Origin of the sequence: Paraburkholderia sediminicola (assembly GCF_046026855.1) — a bacterium.
Lineage (GTDB): Bacteria > Pseudomonadota > Gammaproteobacteria > Burkholderiales > Burkholderiaceae > Paraburkholderia > Paraburkholderia sediminicola_A.
In genome coordinates, this window is sequence record NZ_JAQQET010000004.1 from 291,632 (window position 1) to 308,306 (window position 16,675).

Below are 16,675 nucleotides of genomic sequence, written 5' to 3' on the forward strand. Positions count from 1 at the left end.
AACCGCATTTGATAAAACCACCTGAAAAACAAACTGCGACGGGGAGCGCAATGAGCGGACAAAAACTAAACGTACTCATACTGCCGGGCTACCAGAATTCTGGAGCGGGGCACTGGCAGACACGCTGGGAGGCGCTCGATCCCGCCTTCGTGCGAGTGCAGATGCCGGACTGGGACCATGTGGCGCGCGACGCGTGGTGCCGCACGCTCGATGCCGCGGTGGCTGCAGCCGACTCGCCAGTGGTGTTGGCCGCGCACAGCCTTGGCTGCCTGACGACCGCCTTCTGGGCGTCGCAGTACGCGAGCGCAGCCCAGCTGGCGAAGGTGGCGGGCGCACTGCTGGTGGCGGTGCCCGATCCGTCAGGGGCACATTTTCCGCCGGATGCCAGCGGCTTCGCACCGGTGCCGCGTACGCGCTTGCCGTTTGCGAGCATCGTTGTGGCGAGCAGTGACGATCCGTACGGCGGCGTGTCGTTCTCGCAGACCTGTGCGAGCGCATGGGGTAGCCGCTGGATCGACATCGGTCCGCGTGGTCACATCAATGCCGACAGTGGGCTCGGCGATTGGGACGAGGGGCGGCGCTGGCTGGCTTCGTTGGGCGAGTGGCGGTGACATGTGACTTGCTACGTTGGGGTCACCACCGCTCCATGTCTCGCTCTCGACATACCGGCCGGTTTGCCGGCGTAGCTGGGTGGCGAGCGAGCGGGCACCGTCGCCAGCGTCACTGAGAACCGCCGCCGCCTTAACCTGCCTCAAATCACTGACTGGTCCCGCAGCGTGGCAATCCGCGCGTCGTCATAACCCAGCACGTCGCGCAGGATGCTATCGGTGTGCTCGCCGAGCATTGGCGGATGAGACAGCGCTTCGGGCGGCGTGCCGGTCATGTTGATCGGATTGCGCACCAGTTTGACCGTACCGCCCGACGGGTGCGGCAGATCGACCCGCATGCCGCGCGCCACCACCTGCTCGTTCTCGAACACTTCGCCCAGATCGTTGATCGGCCCGCACGGCACACCGGCCGCTTCCAGGGCGGCAATCCATTGCTGCTTGCCCTGCAGACGCACCATGTCGGCAAGAATCGGCACGAGGATATCGCGGTGGCGCACGCGCGCCGGATTGGTCGCGAATCGCTCGTCGTCGGCGAGCCCGGGACGCCCGCCTGCGTCGACGAACTTGCGGAACTGCCCGTCGTTGCCGACCGCGACGATGATCCAGCCGTCGCTGGTCTGGAAGGTCTGGTAGGGCACGATGTTCGGATGCGCATTGCCCCAGCGTACCGGCGGCTGGCCGCTCGCCAGGTAATTCGAATTCATGTTGGCCAGCATGGCCACCTGCACGTCGAGCAGCGCCATGTCGATATATTGGCCTTCGCCCGTTCGGTCGCGGTGCGTGAGCGCTGTGAGCACGGCGATGGTCGAATACATGCCGGTCATCAGGTCGGCAATTGCGACGCCGGCCTTTTGCGGACCGCCGCCCGGCTGGCCGTCACGCTCGCCGGTAATGCTCATGAAGCCGCCGATGCCTTGCACGATGAAGTCATACCCGGCGCGCTGCGCATACGGCCCGGTTTGCCCGAAGCCGGTCACCGAGCAGTAGATCAGATCGGGCTTCACTTCTTTGAGTGACGCGTAATCGAGGCCGTACTTCTCCAACTGCCCGACCTTGTAGTTCTCCAGCACCACGTCGCTTTGCGCGGCCAGTTCGCGGATGATCCGCTGGCCTTCGGGCGAAGCGATATCGACGGTGACTGAGCGCTTGTTGCGGTTCGCGGCGAGGTAATAAGCGGCTTCACGCGTGTCGGCGCCTTCCGGTGTTTTCAGGTACGGCGGCCCCCAGTGGCGGGTGTCGTCGCCCACTTCAGGTCGTTCGATCTTGATGACGTCGGCGCCGAAATCGGCGAGTGTCTGTGCGCACCAGGGCCCGGCGAGCACGCGTGTGAGATCCAGCACGCGGATATGACTGAGAGCGCCCATATTCTTCAATGTCTCCTGTGTCGACCGGAGTTAGCGCTTTAGTGCTTACTTCGGTCCCATACAAAGTTGTCGACCGGAGCTAGCGGTTTAGCGCTTACTCCGGCCCCATGCAAGATTTGTGGGTGGTGACGCGGCGCGCATGTCGCCGCAGATGGGGGCAATCTTAAGCGATTCCCGCGCACCGGCGCAGTCAGCCGAACGGCATAAGACGCGCGATGCGCCTTGCCGTGTCGCTCGGTATCGAGCCAGACGCGGCCAAACCTGGCCGAATGGCTACGCGGGACAGGGGCGCCGCCGCGTACGGGCGCCGATCCCGTATAATCAGTCGTTTAAGAAACAAACAGTTGGCGCATCCGCATGATGCCGCCGGTAACAGCCAGGACCGTCCCCCGCACGCTATGAAAGCCGCCGAAATCCGCGAGAAATTCCTCAAGTTCTTCGAATCGAAGGGCCATACGATCGTTCGCTCGTCGAGCCTTGTGCCCGGCAATGACCCGACACTGCTCTTCACCAATTCGGGAATGGTGCAGTTCAAAGATGTGTTCCTCGGCGCGGAATCGCGTCCATATTCGCGCGCCACGACCTCGCAGCGCAGCGTGCGCGCCGGCGGCAAGCATAACGATCTGGAAAACGTCGGCTACACCGCGCGTCACCACACGTTCTTCGAAATGCTGGGCAATTTCTCGTTCGGCGACTACTTCAAGCGCGACGCGATCCACTACGCGTGGGAGTTGCTGACGGGCGTGTACCAGTTGCCGAAAGACAAGCTGTGGGTCACCGTCTATCACGAAGACGACGAAGCGCACGACATCTGGGCGAAAGAAGTAGGCGTGCCGGTCGAGCGGATCATCCGCATCGGCGACAACAAGGGCGCGCGCTACGCATCGGACAACTTCTGGCAGATGGCCGACGTCGGGCCGTGCGGCCCGTGCTCGGAAATTTTCTACGACCACGGCCCGGAGGTCTGGGGCGGCCCGCCGGGATCGCCTGAGGAAGACGGCGACCGCTACATCGAGATCTGGAATCTCGTGTTCATGCAATTCAGCCGCGACGCCCAAGGCAACATGACGCCGCTGCCCAAGCAGTGCGTGGACACGGGCATGGGTCTGGAACGTATCGCCGCGGTTCTGCAGCATGTGCACAGCAACTACGAGATCGACCTGTTTCAGGCACTCATCAAGGCCGCGGGCCGCGAAACCGGCGTGACCGATCTGACGAACAACTCGCTGAAGGTGATCGCCGATCACATTCGCGCGTGCTCGTTCCTGATCGTCGACGGCGTGATTCCGGGCAACGAAGGCCGCGGCTACGTGCTGCGCCGTATCGTGCGCCGCGCGATCCGCCACGGCTACAAGCTGGGCAAGAAGGGTTCGTTCTTCCACCGCATGGTGCCGGACCTCGTCGCACAAATGGGCGGCGCCTATCCGGAACTGAAAGACGCGGAACAACGCGTGACCGACGTGCTGCGTCAGGAAGAAGAGCGCTTCTTCGAGACCATCGAGCACGGCATGTCGATTCTGGAAAGCGCGCTGGCCGATCTGGAAGCGAAGGGCGGCAAGACGCTCGACGGCGAACTCGCGTTCAAGCTGCACGACACGTATGGCTTCCCGCTCGATCTGACGGCGGACGTGTGCCGCGAACGCGAAGTGACGGTCGACGAAGCCGCCTTCGACGAAGCGATGGCGCGCCAGCGCGAGCAGGCTCGCGCGGCGGGCAAGTTCAAGATGGCGCAAGGCCTCGAATATTCGGGTGCGAAGACCACGTTCCACGGCTACGAAGAAATCGTCTTCGACGACGCGAAAGTGATCGCGCTGTATGTCGACGGCGCGTCGGTCAAGCAAGTGAGCAACGGCCAGCAGGCGATCGTCGTGCTCGACCACACGCCGTTCTACGCGGAATCGGGCGGCCAGGTCGGCGACCAGGGCGTGCTGGCGAACGCGAGCGTGCGCTTTGCAGTGGCCGATACGCTGAAGGTGCAGGCGGACGTGGTCGGCCATCACGGCACGCTCGAGCAGGGCACGTTGAAGATCGGCGACGTCGTGAAGGCGGAGATCGATGCGGTGCGTCGTGCCCGCACCGAGCGCAATCACTCGGCTACCCACCTGATGCACAAGGCGCTGCGCGAAGTGCTCGGCTCGCACGTGCAGCAGAAGGGTTCGCTTGTCGATGCGGACAAGACGCGGTTCGACTTCGCGCACAACGCGCCAATGACCGACGAGCAGATCCGCCAGGTCGAAGCGATCGTCAACGCGGAGGTGCTGGCGAACGCGCCGGGCATCGTGCAGGTCATGCCGTTCGACGAAGCGGTGAAGGGCGGCGCAATGGCGCTGTTCGGCGAAAAGTACGGCGACGAAGTGCGCGTGCTCGACCTCGGTTTCTCGCGCGAGTTGTGCGGCGGCACGCACGTGCATCGCACGGGCGACATCGGTTTCTTCAAAATCGTGATGGAAGGCGGCGTGGCTGCCGGTATTCGTCGCGTGGAAGCGATCACGGGCGATAACGCTGTGCGCTTCGTGCAGGATCTCGATGCGCGGATCAATGCGGCTGCGGCCGTGTTGAGGGTGCAGCCGTCGGAGCTGACGCAGCGGATCGTGCAAGTGCAGGATCAGGTGAAGTCGCTGGAGAAGGAACTGAGCGCACTGAAGTCGAAGATGGCTTCGAGCCAGGGCGACGAGCTTGCCGGGCAGGCGATCGAAGTGGCCGGCGTGCATGTGCTGGCCGCCACGCTCGAGGGCGCGGACGTGAAAACGCTGCGCGAGACTGTCGACAAGCTGAAGGACAAGCTGAAGAGCGCGGCGATCGTGCTGGCCTCGGTCGAGGGCGGCAAGGTAAGTTTGATTGCCGGTGTGACGGCGGACGCCAGCAAGAAGGTCAAGGCCGGTGAACTGGTCAACTTTGTTGCACAGCAAGTCGGTGGCAAGGGCGGTGGGCGGCCGGACATGGCACAAGCTGGCGGTACCGAGCCGGCGAATCTGCCGGCAGCGCTGGCAGGCGTGAAGGGTTGGGTCGAAGCCCAGCTTTGATTCGGATCTGATTGGGCCACGCGGGGCGTTGGTGGTTTTTACGTCCTGCGTGGCCCAAGTTGTTTTTGGCCCGGGCGTGTCTTGCCGTGCATTAACCTGGCCGATTGCGGTGGCGGTTAGCGTTCCCCGCCACGCAGGCAAAGCATCAAACAACGCCTACCGATTCAGCGGCAGGTAACTCCACCACATCCTCTCCCGCCACAAGCGTTTGCCGCAGCGCATTGAGCGCGGACGAAAAATGCCCTCGTCGCCAGACGAGAAGCGTCTCGATCACGCCAATATCGGGAAGCTCATGAACAGCGATATTGCGCGTATCGGTTTGCAGATCGAGCACTGATCGCGGTGCCACGGCCACGCCCGCGCCAGCGGCGACACAAGCTACGATCGCATGATACGAGCCGAGCTCCAGAACGCGAGCCGGCCTCACGCCATGCTCCAGATACCACTTCTCGATGTACGCCCGGTAAGCGCACCCGCGCTCAAACGCGATCAACGTCGATAAAGCAATATCCCGCACTTCGTGAATCGGCCGATGGCCTCGCGGCGACAGCATCACCAGTTCTTCGCGGAAAACCGGCACCGTCTCGAACAATTCGCCGAGCGCGGCAGAATCCAGTGGCCTCGCCACCAAAGCAGCGTCCACCTCAAATTCGCGGACCCGCTCGATCAGCTTGCCGGTCGTGCCGGTTTCGAGTTCCAGCGCGACATCCGGCCACTGCTGGTGATAACGCGCGAGCAATCCAGGCAGACGCGTCGCCGCGACGCTTTCCATCGTACCCAAACGCAGGCGCCCGCTCGGACGATCCTCGCGCACCGCATGACGCGCCTCGTCGGCGAGCGCGAGCAGACGCTCCGCGTAGGGCAGCAGCGTTTCGCCAGCCGGCGTCAGAACGAGGCGCCGGCCGTCGCGGATGAACAGGTCGGTGCCGAGTTGCTCCTCGAGTTGCTTGATGCGCGTCGTGACGTTCGATTGCACCCGATTGAGCTTGGCAGCGGCGCGCGTCACACCGTTTTCCCGCACGACAGCCCGAAAAATGGTCAAGGCAGCCAGATCCATTGATCTCTCCTGGCGATGGTTGGTATTCTAATTATTCATTTTTCGTGATCGAAAGGTCAAGCTAATATGGATTGAAGAAACCGGTGACTGCCGGTCCGATTCCATTTCCGGTTTGCTCATGAACGATCTCGCTTCCAGCACGCACGAAACCCCTACCGAACGTCATGCCGCCCGCCGGGCGGCGCTTGCCTGCATGGTCACCTTGGCCGTGGTGCTGGGGATCGGGCGTTTTGCATTCACGCCGCTTTTGCCGCTGATGCTTCACGGCAGCACTTTCGGTCAGCCGCAGATCGATATCCAGCACGGTGGCTGGCTTGCGTCGTTCAACTACGCGGGCTATTTCGTCGGTGCCGTCACCTGCGCGGCGCTGCGGGCGGAGCCGGCGCGCATGGTGCGTGCGGGGCTTGTTGCGACGGTCCTGCTGACGCTGGCAATGGGCGTAACAAGCCAATTCTGGGTGTGGGCCGTCGTGCGCTTTGTCGCCGGCGCGGTTAGCGCCTGGACTTTCGTGTTCGCCTCGCAGTGGGGCTTGCGGCGGCTTGCCGAACTCGGCGCACACGGCTGGAGTGGGGTGATCTATACAGGCCCGGGTGTGGGCATCGTCGGGACGGGTTTGCTGGTCAGTGCTGCGGGCGGCTACGGTGCGACGGTGGGTTGGATTGGTTTCGGGCTCATTGCGGCGGTACTTTCGATCATGGTTTGGTCGGTGTTCGGGACCGTGACCGATCCCGCCCCAAGAGGTGCGGCGCTCGCCACGGAGGGGTCAAGCAGCGTCGCTCATGCGAGTCAACGCGCATCCACAAGCCAACTTTCTCCCACAAACCGCCCCTCGCACCGGGCCGACGCCTTCTGGTTGATCCTGCTCTACGGCGTGCCCGGCTTCGGCTACATCATCACCGCGACGTTCCTGCCGGTGATCGCGCGTCACGCGCTGCCGGGCTCGTCCTGGCCCGATCTGTTCTGGCCGATGTTCGGCGCGGCCTTGATCGTCGGGGCGTTGCTCGCGGCCCGCCTGCCGGTGCATTGGGACAACCGCACGCTGCTCGCCGGTTGTTACGTGCTGCAAGCCGCCGGTATTGCGCTCGGGATCATCTGGCCCACGGCGGGCGGTTTCTCGCTCGGCAGCATCCTGATCGGTCTGCCATTCACCGCAATCACCTTGTTCGCGATGCGCGAAGCCCGGCTTCTGCGCGGCGACAAGGCGGCCGGCCTGATGGGCTATGCGACCGCGGCGTACGGCGTGGGTCAAATCGTCGGGCCACTGGTGGCTGCGCCGATCGCCGAACACACCGGTTCCTTTTCGCTGGCTTTGTGGCTGGCAGCCGGCGCGTTGCTGCTGGGCGCGGCGGGCCTGGTCATCGTGGCACGTATGCCGCGCGGCCGCGGCCGCATGCCCGATTGCGGCTGCAACTAACGGCTTTCCATTCGACGCCGAGGCATTCACCCGGCAATCCCCACGATTGAAAAACAAATAACCCCCCGGCGCACTAAAATGACCGCTTTCCCGTCATCTCAGTGCGCCTGTCGCCGGGCGCGCCGCCAGCCATGCAACATTTCGCGTCCGACAACTACGCCGGCATCTGTCCCGAAGCGCTCGAGGCGCTGATCACTGCCAACAGCAGCGGTCACGAACCCGCTTACGGCGACGACTCCTGGACCAACCAGGTCTGCGACCGCCTGCGGGATCTGTTCCAGACCGATTGCGAAGTGTTTTTCGTGTTCAACGGCACGGCCGCCAATTCGCTGGCGCTGGCGTCGCTGTGCCAGTCGTATCACTCGGTGATCTGTCACGAACTCGCGCACATCGAAACCGATGAATGCGGTGGCCCGGAATTCTTCTCCGGCGGCTCGAAGCTGCTGACCGCACCGGGCGTCGGCGGCAAGCTCACGCCGGATGCGATCGAAGCGGTCGTCACGCGCCGCGCCGATATTCACTACCCGAAGCCGAAGGTCGTCACGCTGACCCAGTCGACCGAAGTTGGCACCGTCTATACCGTCGAGGAAGTGCGCGCGATCGCGGCGATCGCCAAGCGGCGTCACCTGAAAGTGCATATGGACGGCGCGCGCTTTGCGAACGCGGTCGCGGCGCTCGACGTGCATCCGTCCGAGATCACGTGGCGCGCGGGCGTCGACGTGTTGTGCTTCGGCGGCACCAAGAACGGCTTGCCGGTCGGTGAAGCCGTGGTGTTCTTCGACCGCGCGCTCGCCGACGATTTCGCCTACCGTCTGAAGCAGGCGGGCCAACTCGCCTCGAAAATGCGTTTCATCTCCGCGCCGTGGCTCGGTTTGCTGGATAACGACGTCTGGCTGCGCAATGGGCGTCATGCGAATGCGATGGCGGAATTGCTGCAAACGCGGTTGCAGGAAATTCCCGGCGTGAGCATCATGTTTCCGAGAGAATCGAACGCGGTCTTTGCGCAATTGCCCGCGCAAGCCGCCAAGGCAATGCGCGCGCGCGGGTGGAAGTTCTACGAGTTCATCGGCGCGGGCGGTTGCCGGCTGATGTGCGCGTGGGACACGCAACCGGAAACCGTCGAGCGTTTCGCCGCGGAAGTGCGCGACTTGTGCATTGCCTGAACCCGCATCGACTGCGCGCCTGAACCAGGCAGGAACGGTGCACCTGAACCGGAAGCTGAAAGCAGGAACCAGACGTTTGAACCAGGCGTACAAACGAGGTTGGAACCAGGCGCACAAACAGGACTACGCACCAGGTGCTGTGCCCGCCGCGGCACGACATTCAATGCCGAACACAGCCACACACAAAACAGAAGAGACGAGCCACTCGCCATGACCGAATACCAATTTTGCCCACGCTGCGCCACGCCTTTGATCGAGCGCGCGGATGCCGAACACGAAGGCGGCCGGGTCCGCCAGACCTGTCCCGATGCGGAATGCGGCTATGTCCATTGGAACAATCCGCTGCCGGTGGTGGCCGCGATCGTCGAGCACGAAGGCAAGATCCTGCTCGCGCGCAACGCCGCGTGGCCGGAAGGCATGTTCGCGTTGATCACGGGCTTTCTGGAAAACGGCGAGACCCCGGAAGAGGGCATTGCCCGCGAAGTGCTGGAGGAAACTTCGCTGCACGCGGAGACGGTCGAGTTGATCGGCGTGTACGAATTCATCCGCAAGAACGAACTGATCATCGCGTATCACGTGAAGGCATACGGGACGATCGCGCTGTCGCCGGAATTGCTCGAATACCGGCTGATCGAACCGGCCAAACTGCGTCCATGGCGCGCGGGCACCGGCCAGGCGCTCGGCGAATGGATGCGGCGGCGCGGCTTGCCGTTCGAGTTTGTCGAAAAACCAGGGCAGTAAGCTCGGCCAATGAACTGGCCAATGACCTTGCGCTCCGGGACGAGCACGGCATGGCTTAACTCCTCTATCTGACCACTACGCCACGTCACGATGAACAAACCCGCACCCGCCGCGCGCAGCGCCTACCCGCATTTTCTGCCGATCACCACACGCTGGATGGACAACGACGTCTACGGCCACGTCAACAACGTCGTCTATTACAGCTACTTCGACACCGTAGTGAACGAGTATCTGATCCGCGCGGGCGTGCTCGACTTCGAGCACGGCGCAACGATCGGCCTCGTGGTCGAGACACATTGCAATTACTTCGCGCCGCTGGTGTTTCCCGAGCGGATCGAAGCGGGCTTGCGAGTGGTACGGCTCGGCACCTCGAGCGTGCGTTATGAAGTGGGTCTCTTCAAGGAAGGCGAAGACCAACCCGCCGCACAGGGTCATTTTGTGCACGTGTATGTGGATCGTGTCACGCGTCGCCCGGTGACGCTGCCCGCTGATTTGCGCGCGGCGCTTGAACCGCTCACTGTCGCTGTGCAGGCGGAATAGGCGCGTGCAGTCGTTCGTCATCAATCTGCTTAACGGTGTCAGTTACGGCCTGCTGCTGTTCATGCTGTCGGCGGGTTTGACGCTGATTTTCAGCATGCTCGGTGTGCTGAATTTCGCGCACGCGAGCTTCTATATGCTCGGCGCGTATGTCGGTTTTTCGGTGGCCGCGCACGCGGGTTTCTGGAGTGCGCTGGTGATCGCGCCGCTCATCGTCGGCTTGATCGGCGCGGCGTTGGAACGCTGGCTGCTGCGCCGCGTGCGTGTGCACGGTCATCTTCCTGAGTTGCTGCTGACTTTCGGCGCGGCGTATCTGCTTGGCGAGCTGGTCAAGCTCGGCTGGGGTTTGAGTCCGCTTAGCGCGACTGTTCCGGCCGCGCTAAGCGGGCCGCTGTTCACTATTTACGGCGCGGCCTTTGCACGCTATCGGGCCTTCATGATGGCCGTGTCGCTGGCGATGCTGGCGGTGCTCTACGCGGTGCTGCGGGTGTCGAAGGCGGGGTTGATCGTACGCGCCGCGCTGACGCATGCGAGCGCTGTCGAGGCGCTCGGCCACAACGTGCCGCGCGTGTTCACCGGCGTGTTCGCAGCGGGCACGGCGCTCGCCGCATTGGCCGGCGTGATCGGCGCGCCGCTCTTCGTGATCGAACCGGGAATGGCCGAGTCGCTCGGCTCGATCGTGTTCGTGGTGGTTGTGATCGGTGGATTGGGTTCGTTGAGCGGGGCGCTGGCGGCGTCGCTGATCGTCGGTTGCGTGCAGACCTTCGCGGTGGCGAGCGACGTGTCCTTAGGCGATATCACATCGGTATTCGGCGGCGCGCTGCCGGCCGAATGGGACGCGCTGACGCTTGCGCAACTCGCGCCGCTGATTCCCTATCTGCTGCTCGTCGCGATGCTGGCGTTACGCCCGCGCGGACTGTTCGGACGGCGTGACGATCATGCGTGAGCCGTCCGAAAAATCCACGCTGCCTGCCGCCACAGTTCGCTCAATGTCGCGAATGTTCGCGCCGTGGCTCGCGCTCATCCTGTTCCTCGCCGTGCCGCCCTTTGTCTGGCCGCAAAGCTGGCTGCTCGCCTATCTCGCGCAGACCGCGACGATGATCGTGTTCGCGCTGTCGTACAACCTGCTGCTGGGTGAAGCAGGCTTGCTGTCCTTCGGTCACGCCGCTTATTCCGGGCTCGGCGCGCTCGTCGCAGCGCAAGTGTTCAACCGCATCGGCGCGCCCTTGGTGGTACTGCCGTTGATAGGTGGCATCGGCGGCGCGCTGTGCGGGGTGCTGTTCGGTTTCGTGTCGACGCGGCGCGCCGGGACGGCTTTCGCGATGATCACGCTCGGCATCGGTGAGCTCGTCGCGGCGGCCGCGTGGACGCTGCCCGACTGGTTCGGCGGCGAGGCCGGCGTGCCGATCGACCGCGCGAGCGGGCCGATGCTCGCAAGCTGGAGCTTCGGCCCGGCGCGCGAAGCCTATGCGTTGATTGCGCTGTGGTGTGTGGTGGCGAGCGTGGCGATGTTCGCGTTGTCACGCACACCGTTCATGCGACTCGCCAACGCCGTGCGCGACAACCCGGCACGCGCCGCGGCGATCGGCTGCTATCCGCGCCGCATCCGCTATGGCGTGGTGGTGATGTCGGCGTTTTTTGCGGGCATTGCTGGCACGCTGGGGCTGATCAATGTCGAACTGGTGTCGACGGAAAGCGTCGGCATGATGCGCTCGGGCGCCGTGCTGATCGCGACGGTGATCGGCGGCACGGCGACGTTTTTCGGACCGGTCGCGGGCGCGATTGTCCTGACGTTTTTCAGCGTCGCGGTGGCGAGCGTCACGCGGGCGTGGCTGTTCTATCTGGGGCTGTTCTTCATCGTGGTCGTGGTGGCCTCGCCGGACGGACTGGCGGGCTTCATACAGCGGCACACGGCACGCGTCGCCACCTACGGCTGGCGCGTGTGCGGCAAGGCTTATCTATGGGGCGCGGCGTCAGCGCTGCTGTGGACGCTGGCCGTTGTGCTCGCGGTGCAGTGGGCTTACGCAGTGCAATTCGGCGCGGACGATGGCGCGGCGTTCAACATCATTGGCGTACCGTTGGAGACCGCCTCGCCGCATCTCTGGCTGGGCGTCGCGGTGTTCATGCTGGCAGCGTCTGGGGCACTCGCAGCGCGCTACGCGGTTCGCGCGCAAGCACGTCTTGCCGTGCGCGCCAGCGCCACGCCGATCACCGGAGATACGCGATGATCCCAGCCCTCGCGGTCTATGGCATCGAAAAACGCTTCGGCGCCGCGCAGATTCTGCGTGGTGTCGATCTTGCCATCGAGCCCGGCGAGCGCCATGCATTGATCGGCCCGAACGGTGCCGGCAAGTCGACGCTCTTCAATCTGATCGCAGGTGGCGCGCGGCCGAACGCCGGACGCATCGATCTGTTCGGCGCGGAGATCACGCGTCTTGCGCCGGCCGCGATCACGCGCCGTGGCCTCGCGCGCAGCTTCCAGACCACCAGCGTGTTCGCTCGCCTCAGCGTGTTCGACAACCTGCGCTGTGCGGCCATGCTGGCCGAGCGCGACCGTACTCGCTGGTGGCAGCGTTTCAGCGGTTCATGCACGGTCGATACGCGCGCCGAGCAGGTGCTCGAAGCAGTGGGGTTGAGTGCGCGCCGGCGTATCCAGGCCGGCACACTGAGCTATGCCGAGCAGCGTGCGCTCGATCTTGGCCTCGCGCTCGCGGGCGGCGCGCATACCTTGCTGCTCGATGAACCTACCGCTGGCATGAACCGCGCCGAGGCAGCGCGCGCCATCGAGCTAATTCGCGCGACCACGGCGGGCCGCACGTTGCTGATGGTCGAGCACGACATGGACGCTGTGTTCGCGATCGCCGACCGCATCTCGGTGCTGGTGCAAGGCCGCATCATCGCGACCGGCACGCCGGCGGCGATTCGCGCAGATGCGGCCGTGCGCGCCGCTTATCTTGGCGACAGCTTCCGCACATGACCATGACTGCCTTGCTCGACATTCGACAACTGAACGCCTGGTACGGCGCAAGTCAGGCCTTGCATGGCGTCACGTTGCAGATCGAAGCAGGCGAAGTTGTCGCGCTGGTCGGGCGCAACGGCTCCGGACGCTCGACGCTGGCGCGCGCGATCATGGGCCTCGTGCGCAGCGAGGGCGAGTTGCGTTTTGCCGGTCACGCGCTCGGCGGCCTTCGCACCTTCGAGATCGCCCGCCTGGGGCTCGGTTACGTGCCCGAGCATCGTGATGTCTTTCCGGCCCTGAGCGTCCACGAGAATCTTCAACTCGGTGTGGCGCCGCGCGCTCGCGGGCGCACACCGCGCTTTGCCTTCGACGACGCCTACGAACTGTTCCCCGTCCTGCGCGAAAGAAAACGCACGCGCGCCGGTGCGTTATCGGGCGGCGAACAGCAGATGCTGACGCTCGCCCGGGCATTGCTCGGCGACCCTGATCTGCTGGTTATCGACGAACCCGGCGAGGGCTTGGCCAGTCAGGTGATGGGACAGGTCGCGCAATGTCTGCGGATGCTGCGGGATCGTGGTGTGGCGATGCTGCTGATCGAACAGCGGCTCGTGATTGCGCAAGACGTCGCCAGCAGGGTTGCGGTGATGGGACATGGTGAAATTGTCTTCAACGGCGCGCTGGCGTCGTTTTTGAAGCGACCGGACGTGATGCAGGAATGGCTTGGTGTAGGTTAACCGAGGTGTGGCATGGCTACGTGTCATCGCTGGTTCACCGGCCTCGCCGTGTGTACCACCGGAATTGCTACGCCTAACTGTGAAGTACACCCCAGGTGGGCCCGGCTCCATGCGGCGCGCAAACTCGGTTTCCCAAAACCGGGCAGTTGCGTCGCTGACAGCCATCGCATTGCGTTTTATTGCGGCGCCGCATTCGAATTTGCGACCATTTTGCTGTCCTGACGTGCACGTGTAGCAGCGCGCGATGCACGTGGACGTCGCCGCGTGTCCAAATCGCTCCCAGGATGCTGTTTGAATCCCGTTTTCGCGCAGGTCGCTTAAGCCCGATACGTGGGGCTTTCCAGTAACTTGTTGTGGCGATTCAAACGCTTGATCGTTTGGTGAGCGCCCTCCAGAAATCTTGTCGGCAGCGCGCCGACAAATACAGACAATCAGGTCAAAGGCGCGCAACGGCGGCACGGTGTTTAAAGCCGACGTATGTGCGACAAACCATGCCGTGCCGGACGCGCGAAAGACGCGCCGCGGCTTCAGGAGGAGACGTCATGAAACAGACAGGCGCATTGCGCGAAAAATCGGCTGACGGCGTGCAGGCGGAGGTCTCGCTGCGACCGCTGCAAAGGATGCTGCCGCTTCATGTGTCGAGATCGTCGCTCGGTGAAGCGTGGCGCGCCCGCGCGGGTGCGGGCGCTGTGCTGGTGACGGCCGCACTGTTGATGTCCGCTTGCGCCGATGCCAGTTCGACGACGAGCGACGCGGCGTCTGCACCGTCGACACAAACGAGCGCGGTAGCGAACGCATTGACCAACAACGACAGCCCACTAGCCGCAAAATCGCAGCCGGATGTGGGACCTGCCGCCAACACCACGAACGGCGCTGCCACCGCGAGCGCCGCCCAACCCGCCTCCGCATCCCGGCCCGCGCTCGAACTTGCGAAGGCCAAACAGCTCGCCGCCGAACAGAGCGTCGCGGGACGTGTGCCGTCGGCGAGTGGCATGACCGAGAAACGCAGCCGTCCGGTGACGCTGCGCGATTCCGGCATCGACGGTTCGTTGATGTTCGCGCGCGACGTCGACTTTCGCGTGACCGGAGACATCGGTTTCATGATTCACGACATGGCGGCAACGTTGACCCCCGCGCGCGCCGGTCAGCCGATCGTGTTCGACGATCCGACCAGCGTGACGATCAACGTCCACCGCGGCGACGTTACGCTCGATAGCGCCAAGCTCACCGCGATTTTCAATCGCTATCTGTTCCAGTATCAGGGCTCGCCGCTGCGCAACATGCGTGTCGTGCCGCAAGACGGCGGCACCTTGCGCATCACCGGTGACATGCATCGCGACACATGGGTGCCGATCGTGCTGACAGGCTCACTGTCGATGCGCAACGCCAACGATCTGGTGTTCCATGCCGATCACGTCGAAGTGGCGGGCGTCGGTGCCGACAAGCTGATGCAGGCCGCGCACGTGAAGATGGCCGACCTGTTGAAAGTAGACACGCCGATTGCGCGTCTCGACGGTGACGACGTGGTGATGCAGGTGGCCAAGCTCACGCCGCCACCTGCGTTGCGCATGACCATCACCCGGATCGACACCAGCGCTGCGGGTGTTCGCTTTACGCTCGACGATCATACGGTGCAGAAGATCGACTGGCCCACGACGATGCCGCCGCGCGGCATGCTGGTGCAGGGCGGCGACGTGAAGTTCATGCGTTCGATGCCGATGAACATCGATATGGCGTTGACCCCGCTCGATGCAAACGCGCCGTTCGTGCTGGACCTTTACCACTACCGTGAGCAGATGGCGGCCGGCTACTTCACCTTCGACGAGGCGGGCGCTCTGGATGTGCACCTACCGTCATATCCGACGCTGGCCAGCGCGGCGAAAGATACGCCGGTGCAGATGGGCAGTGCGAGCGCGCGCTTTAACGATAGCTTCATTCGCGCGCAACAGGCGTCGCTCGCGCAGGCGCGTCTCGTGTGGCAGCACGTGCCGCAGACTTTGCGGACCGCGTCGGTTGCACGCGCGATTCCGGTCGGCACACGCGCGGCGTTTTCCGCTCAGAGCATGGCGGCACCGGGCTCCGCGATCAGCGACGAGCGGCACTCGTCGGGACCTGCGCCGTTGATTCACGTCGAGAATGTCGACTTCTACGTATCGGGCCGAATCGGTTTTCATGTACGTTCGCTGGATGCGCAGATGGTGCCGAAGAAACCTGGTCAGCCCGTCGATCTCGACGATCCGGACCAGTACGACATTCGCATCATCGGCGGCGAAGTGGTGGAGCCGTGGCCTGCGATGGCGGCCTTATTCAACGACTACCTCCTCGACTACGAGCCGCGTTCGCTGAACGATTTGCAGCTGAAGCCGGTGGACGGAAAGTTGGAGGTGACGGGCGGGATCAAGTTGTGGAATCACTTTCCTGGCGTGTGGCTGCCCACGACGATGAACGGCACGATCGTGGCCAAGGACGAGCGGCACCTGGTGTATGAACCTACCTCGGTGAAGGTGCTGGGGGTGCCGCAGGCGGGGTTGCTGCGGGCGCTGGATATTCCGTTGGCGTCGTTGACACCGTTTACGCGCAAGGGTGTTGCATTGAAGGGCAACCAGTTGGTGTTCGATCAATACACGGTGTTTCCGCCGCCGGTTTTGCAGGGACGGTTGGCGAGCGCCACTGTGACTGATGAAGGGTTGGTGTTGAAGTTCAAGCGCGATAGTTCTGTTGCTGCTGCGAGGCCGCCTGCCGGTGCTGGGAAGAGTTTTGTCTGGATCGAGTCTGGGGACGTGAAGATGTTTAATTCGTTGGTCACGAATGCCAGGACTTTTATTAAGGATAGTTCCAATCCTGGGGTGATGAAGTTCGACCTTTATGGGTATCGGAGGGATGTGGCCCGGGGGACTGTGAGGATGGGGGACGATGGTGGGTTAGATGTTGATTTGGCCGCCAGGAAATAGCGGGGGGTGCCTGCGCGGCGCTTTTTTGGTTGTATGCCTACGGTGTTGGCCTTTCCTTGCTTTCTTAGTGGTCTATTAGTGTTGCCCCTGTGCGGGGCGGCACCTACTTTTCTTTGCATGCCGC

At 63.6% G+C, this 16,675-nt stretch carries 13 protein-coding genes; 11 read left to right on the forward strand and 2 right to left on the reverse strand.

Annotated elements, in window-relative coordinates:
• Window positions 1–50 precede the first annotated feature (50 nt).
• The gene (locus tag PQR40_RS06755; RefSeq protein ID WP_408508654.1) at window positions 51–611 is read left to right on the forward strand and encodes an RBBP9/YdeN family alpha/beta hydrolase; all 561 of its coding nucleotides are present in this window, start codon (window positions 51–53) and stop codon (window positions 609–611) included.
• 140 nt (window positions 612–751) lie between these two features.
• Here the strand turns inward: PQR40_RS06755 and PQR40_RS06760 are convergent, their stop codons facing one another.
• A complete protein-coding gene (locus PQR40_RS06760) occupies window positions 752–1,972 on the reverse strand; it encodes a CaiB/BaiF CoA transferase family protein (protein ID WP_408508655.1) in 1,221 nt (406 codons plus the stop codon).
• 398 nt (window positions 1,973–2,370) lie between these two features.
• Between PQR40_RS06760 and alaS the strand changes: the two genes are divergently transcribed.
• On the forward strand, window positions 2,371–4,995 hold the full coding sequence (gene alaS, locus PQR40_RS06765; RefSeq protein ID WP_408508656.1) for an alanine--tRNA ligase: 2,625 nt from the start codon (window positions 2,371–2,373) through the stop codon (window positions 4,993–4,995).
• A 145-nt stretch (window positions 4,996–5,140) separates the two neighbouring features.
• Here alaS and PQR40_RS06770 read toward each other — a convergent pair whose 3' ends face one another.
• A complete protein-coding gene (locus PQR40_RS06770; RefSeq protein ID WP_408508657.1) occupies window positions 5,141–6,052 on the reverse strand; it encodes a LysR family transcriptional regulator in 912 nt (303 codons plus the stop codon).
• A gap of 118 nt (window positions 6,053–6,170) precedes the next feature.
• Between PQR40_RS06770 and PQR40_RS06775 the strand changes: the two genes are divergently transcribed.
• From PQR40_RS06775 to PQR40_RS06815, 9 genes are all read left to right on the forward strand, one after another.
• Window positions 6,171–7,466: a YbfB/YjiJ family MFS transporter gene (locus PQR40_RS06775; protein WP_408508658.1), complete on the forward strand. Its 1,296-nt coding sequence runs from the start codon at window positions 6,171–6,173 to the stop codon at window positions 7,464–7,466.
• Window positions 7,467–7,597: 131 nt separating this feature from the next.
• Window positions 7,598–8,629: a threonine aldolase family protein gene (locus tag PQR40_RS06780; RefSeq protein ID WP_408508659.1), complete on the forward strand. Its 1,032-nt coding sequence runs from the start codon at window positions 7,598–7,600 to the stop codon at window positions 8,627–8,629.
• Between the two features lie 210 nt (window positions 8,630–8,839).
• Complete coding sequence (locus PQR40_RS06785; protein WP_408508660.1) at window positions 8,840–9,370, forward strand: NUDIX domain-containing protein; 531 nt, start codon at window positions 8,840–8,842, stop codon at window positions 9,368–9,370.
• A 90-nt stretch (window positions 9,371–9,460) separates the two neighbouring features.
• Window positions 9,461–9,910, forward strand: a complete 450-nt coding sequence (locus PQR40_RS06790) for an acyl-CoA thioesterase (RefSeq protein WP_408508661.1) — start codon at window positions 9,461–9,463, stop codon at window positions 9,908–9,910.
• Window positions 9,911–9,914: 4 nt separating this feature from the next.
• A complete protein-coding gene (locus tag PQR40_RS06795; RefSeq protein WP_408508662.1) occupies window positions 9,915–10,853 on the forward strand; it encodes a branched-chain amino acid ABC transporter permease in 939 nt (312 codons plus the stop codon).
• Window positions 10,846–12,135, forward strand: coding sequence for a branched-chain amino acid ABC transporter permease (locus PQR40_RS06800; protein ID WP_408508663.1), 1,290 nt, complete (start codon window positions 10,846–10,848; stop codon window positions 12,133–12,135). The genes PQR40_RS06795 and PQR40_RS06800 overlap by 8 nt, the downstream gene beginning before the upstream one ends.
• On the forward strand, window positions 12,132–12,884 hold the full coding sequence (locus tag PQR40_RS06805; RefSeq protein ID WP_408508664.1) for an ABC transporter ATP-binding protein: 753 nt from the start codon (window positions 12,132–12,134) through the stop codon (window positions 12,882–12,884). Before PQR40_RS06800 ends, PQR40_RS06805 begins: the two co-directional genes overlap by 4 nt.
• A 2-nt stretch (window positions 12,885–12,886) precedes the next feature.
• On the forward strand, window positions 12,887–13,600 hold the full coding sequence (locus PQR40_RS06810) for an ABC transporter ATP-binding protein (RefSeq protein WP_408508671.1): 714 nt from the start codon (window positions 12,887–12,889) through the stop codon (window positions 13,598–13,600).
• A gap of 620 nt (window positions 13,601–14,220) precedes the next feature.
• Window positions 14,221–16,551 (forward strand): hypothetical protein, encoded by a 2,331-nt coding sequence (locus tag PQR40_RS06815; protein WP_408508672.1) that lies wholly within the window; start codon window positions 14,221–14,223, stop codon window positions 16,549–16,551.
• Window positions 16,552–16,675: the final 124 nt, after the last annotated feature.

Excerpts from the sequence above, each read along its gene's own strand:
- PQR40_RS06775 (WP_408508658.1), top strand. The coding sequence starts at position 6,171 with ATGAACGATCTCGCTTCCAGCACGCACGAAACCCCTACCGAACGTCAT.
- PQR40_RS06770 (WP_408508657.1), bottom strand. The coding sequence starts at position 6,052 with ATGGATCTGGCTGCCTTGACCATTTTTCGGGCTGTCGTGCGGGAAAAC.
- alaS (WP_408508656.1), top strand. The coding sequence starts at position 2,371 with ATGAAAGCCGCCGAAATCCGCGAGAAATTCCTCAAGTTCTTCGAATCG.
- PQR40_RS06785 (WP_408508660.1), top strand. The coding sequence starts at position 8,840 with ATGACCGAATACCAATTTTGCCCACGCTGCGCCACGCCTTTGATCGAG.
- PQR40_RS06755 (WP_408508654.1), top strand. The coding sequence starts at position 51 with ATGAGCGGACAAAAACTAAACGTACTCATACTGCCGGGCTACCAGAAT.
- PQR40_RS06790 (WP_408508661.1), top strand. The coding sequence starts at position 9,461 with ATGAACAAACCCGCACCCGCCGCGCGCAGCGCCTACCCGCATTTTCTG.
- PQR40_RS06780 (WP_408508659.1), top strand. The coding sequence starts at position 7,598 with ATGCAACATTTCGCGTCCGACAACTACGCCGGCATCTGTCCCGAAGCG.
- PQR40_RS06810 (WP_408508671.1), top strand. The coding sequence starts at position 12,887 with ATGACTGCCTTGCTCGACATTCGACAACTGAACGCCTGGTACGGCGCA.
- PQR40_RS06805 (WP_408508664.1), top strand. The coding sequence starts at position 12,132 with ATGATCCCAGCCCTCGCGGTCTATGGCATCGAAAAACGCTTCGGCGCC.
- PQR40_RS06800 (WP_408508663.1), top strand. The coding sequence starts at position 10,846 with ATGCGTGAGCCGTCCGAAAAATCCACGCTGCCTGCCGCCACAGTTCGC.
- PQR40_RS06815 (WP_408508672.1), top strand. The coding sequence starts at position 14,221 with ATGCTGCCGCTTCATGTGTCGAGATCGTCGCTCGGTGAAGCGTGGCGC.
- PQR40_RS06760 (WP_408508655.1), bottom strand. The coding sequence starts at position 1,972 with ATGGGCGCTCTCAGTCATATCCGCGTGCTGGATCTCACACGCGTGCTC.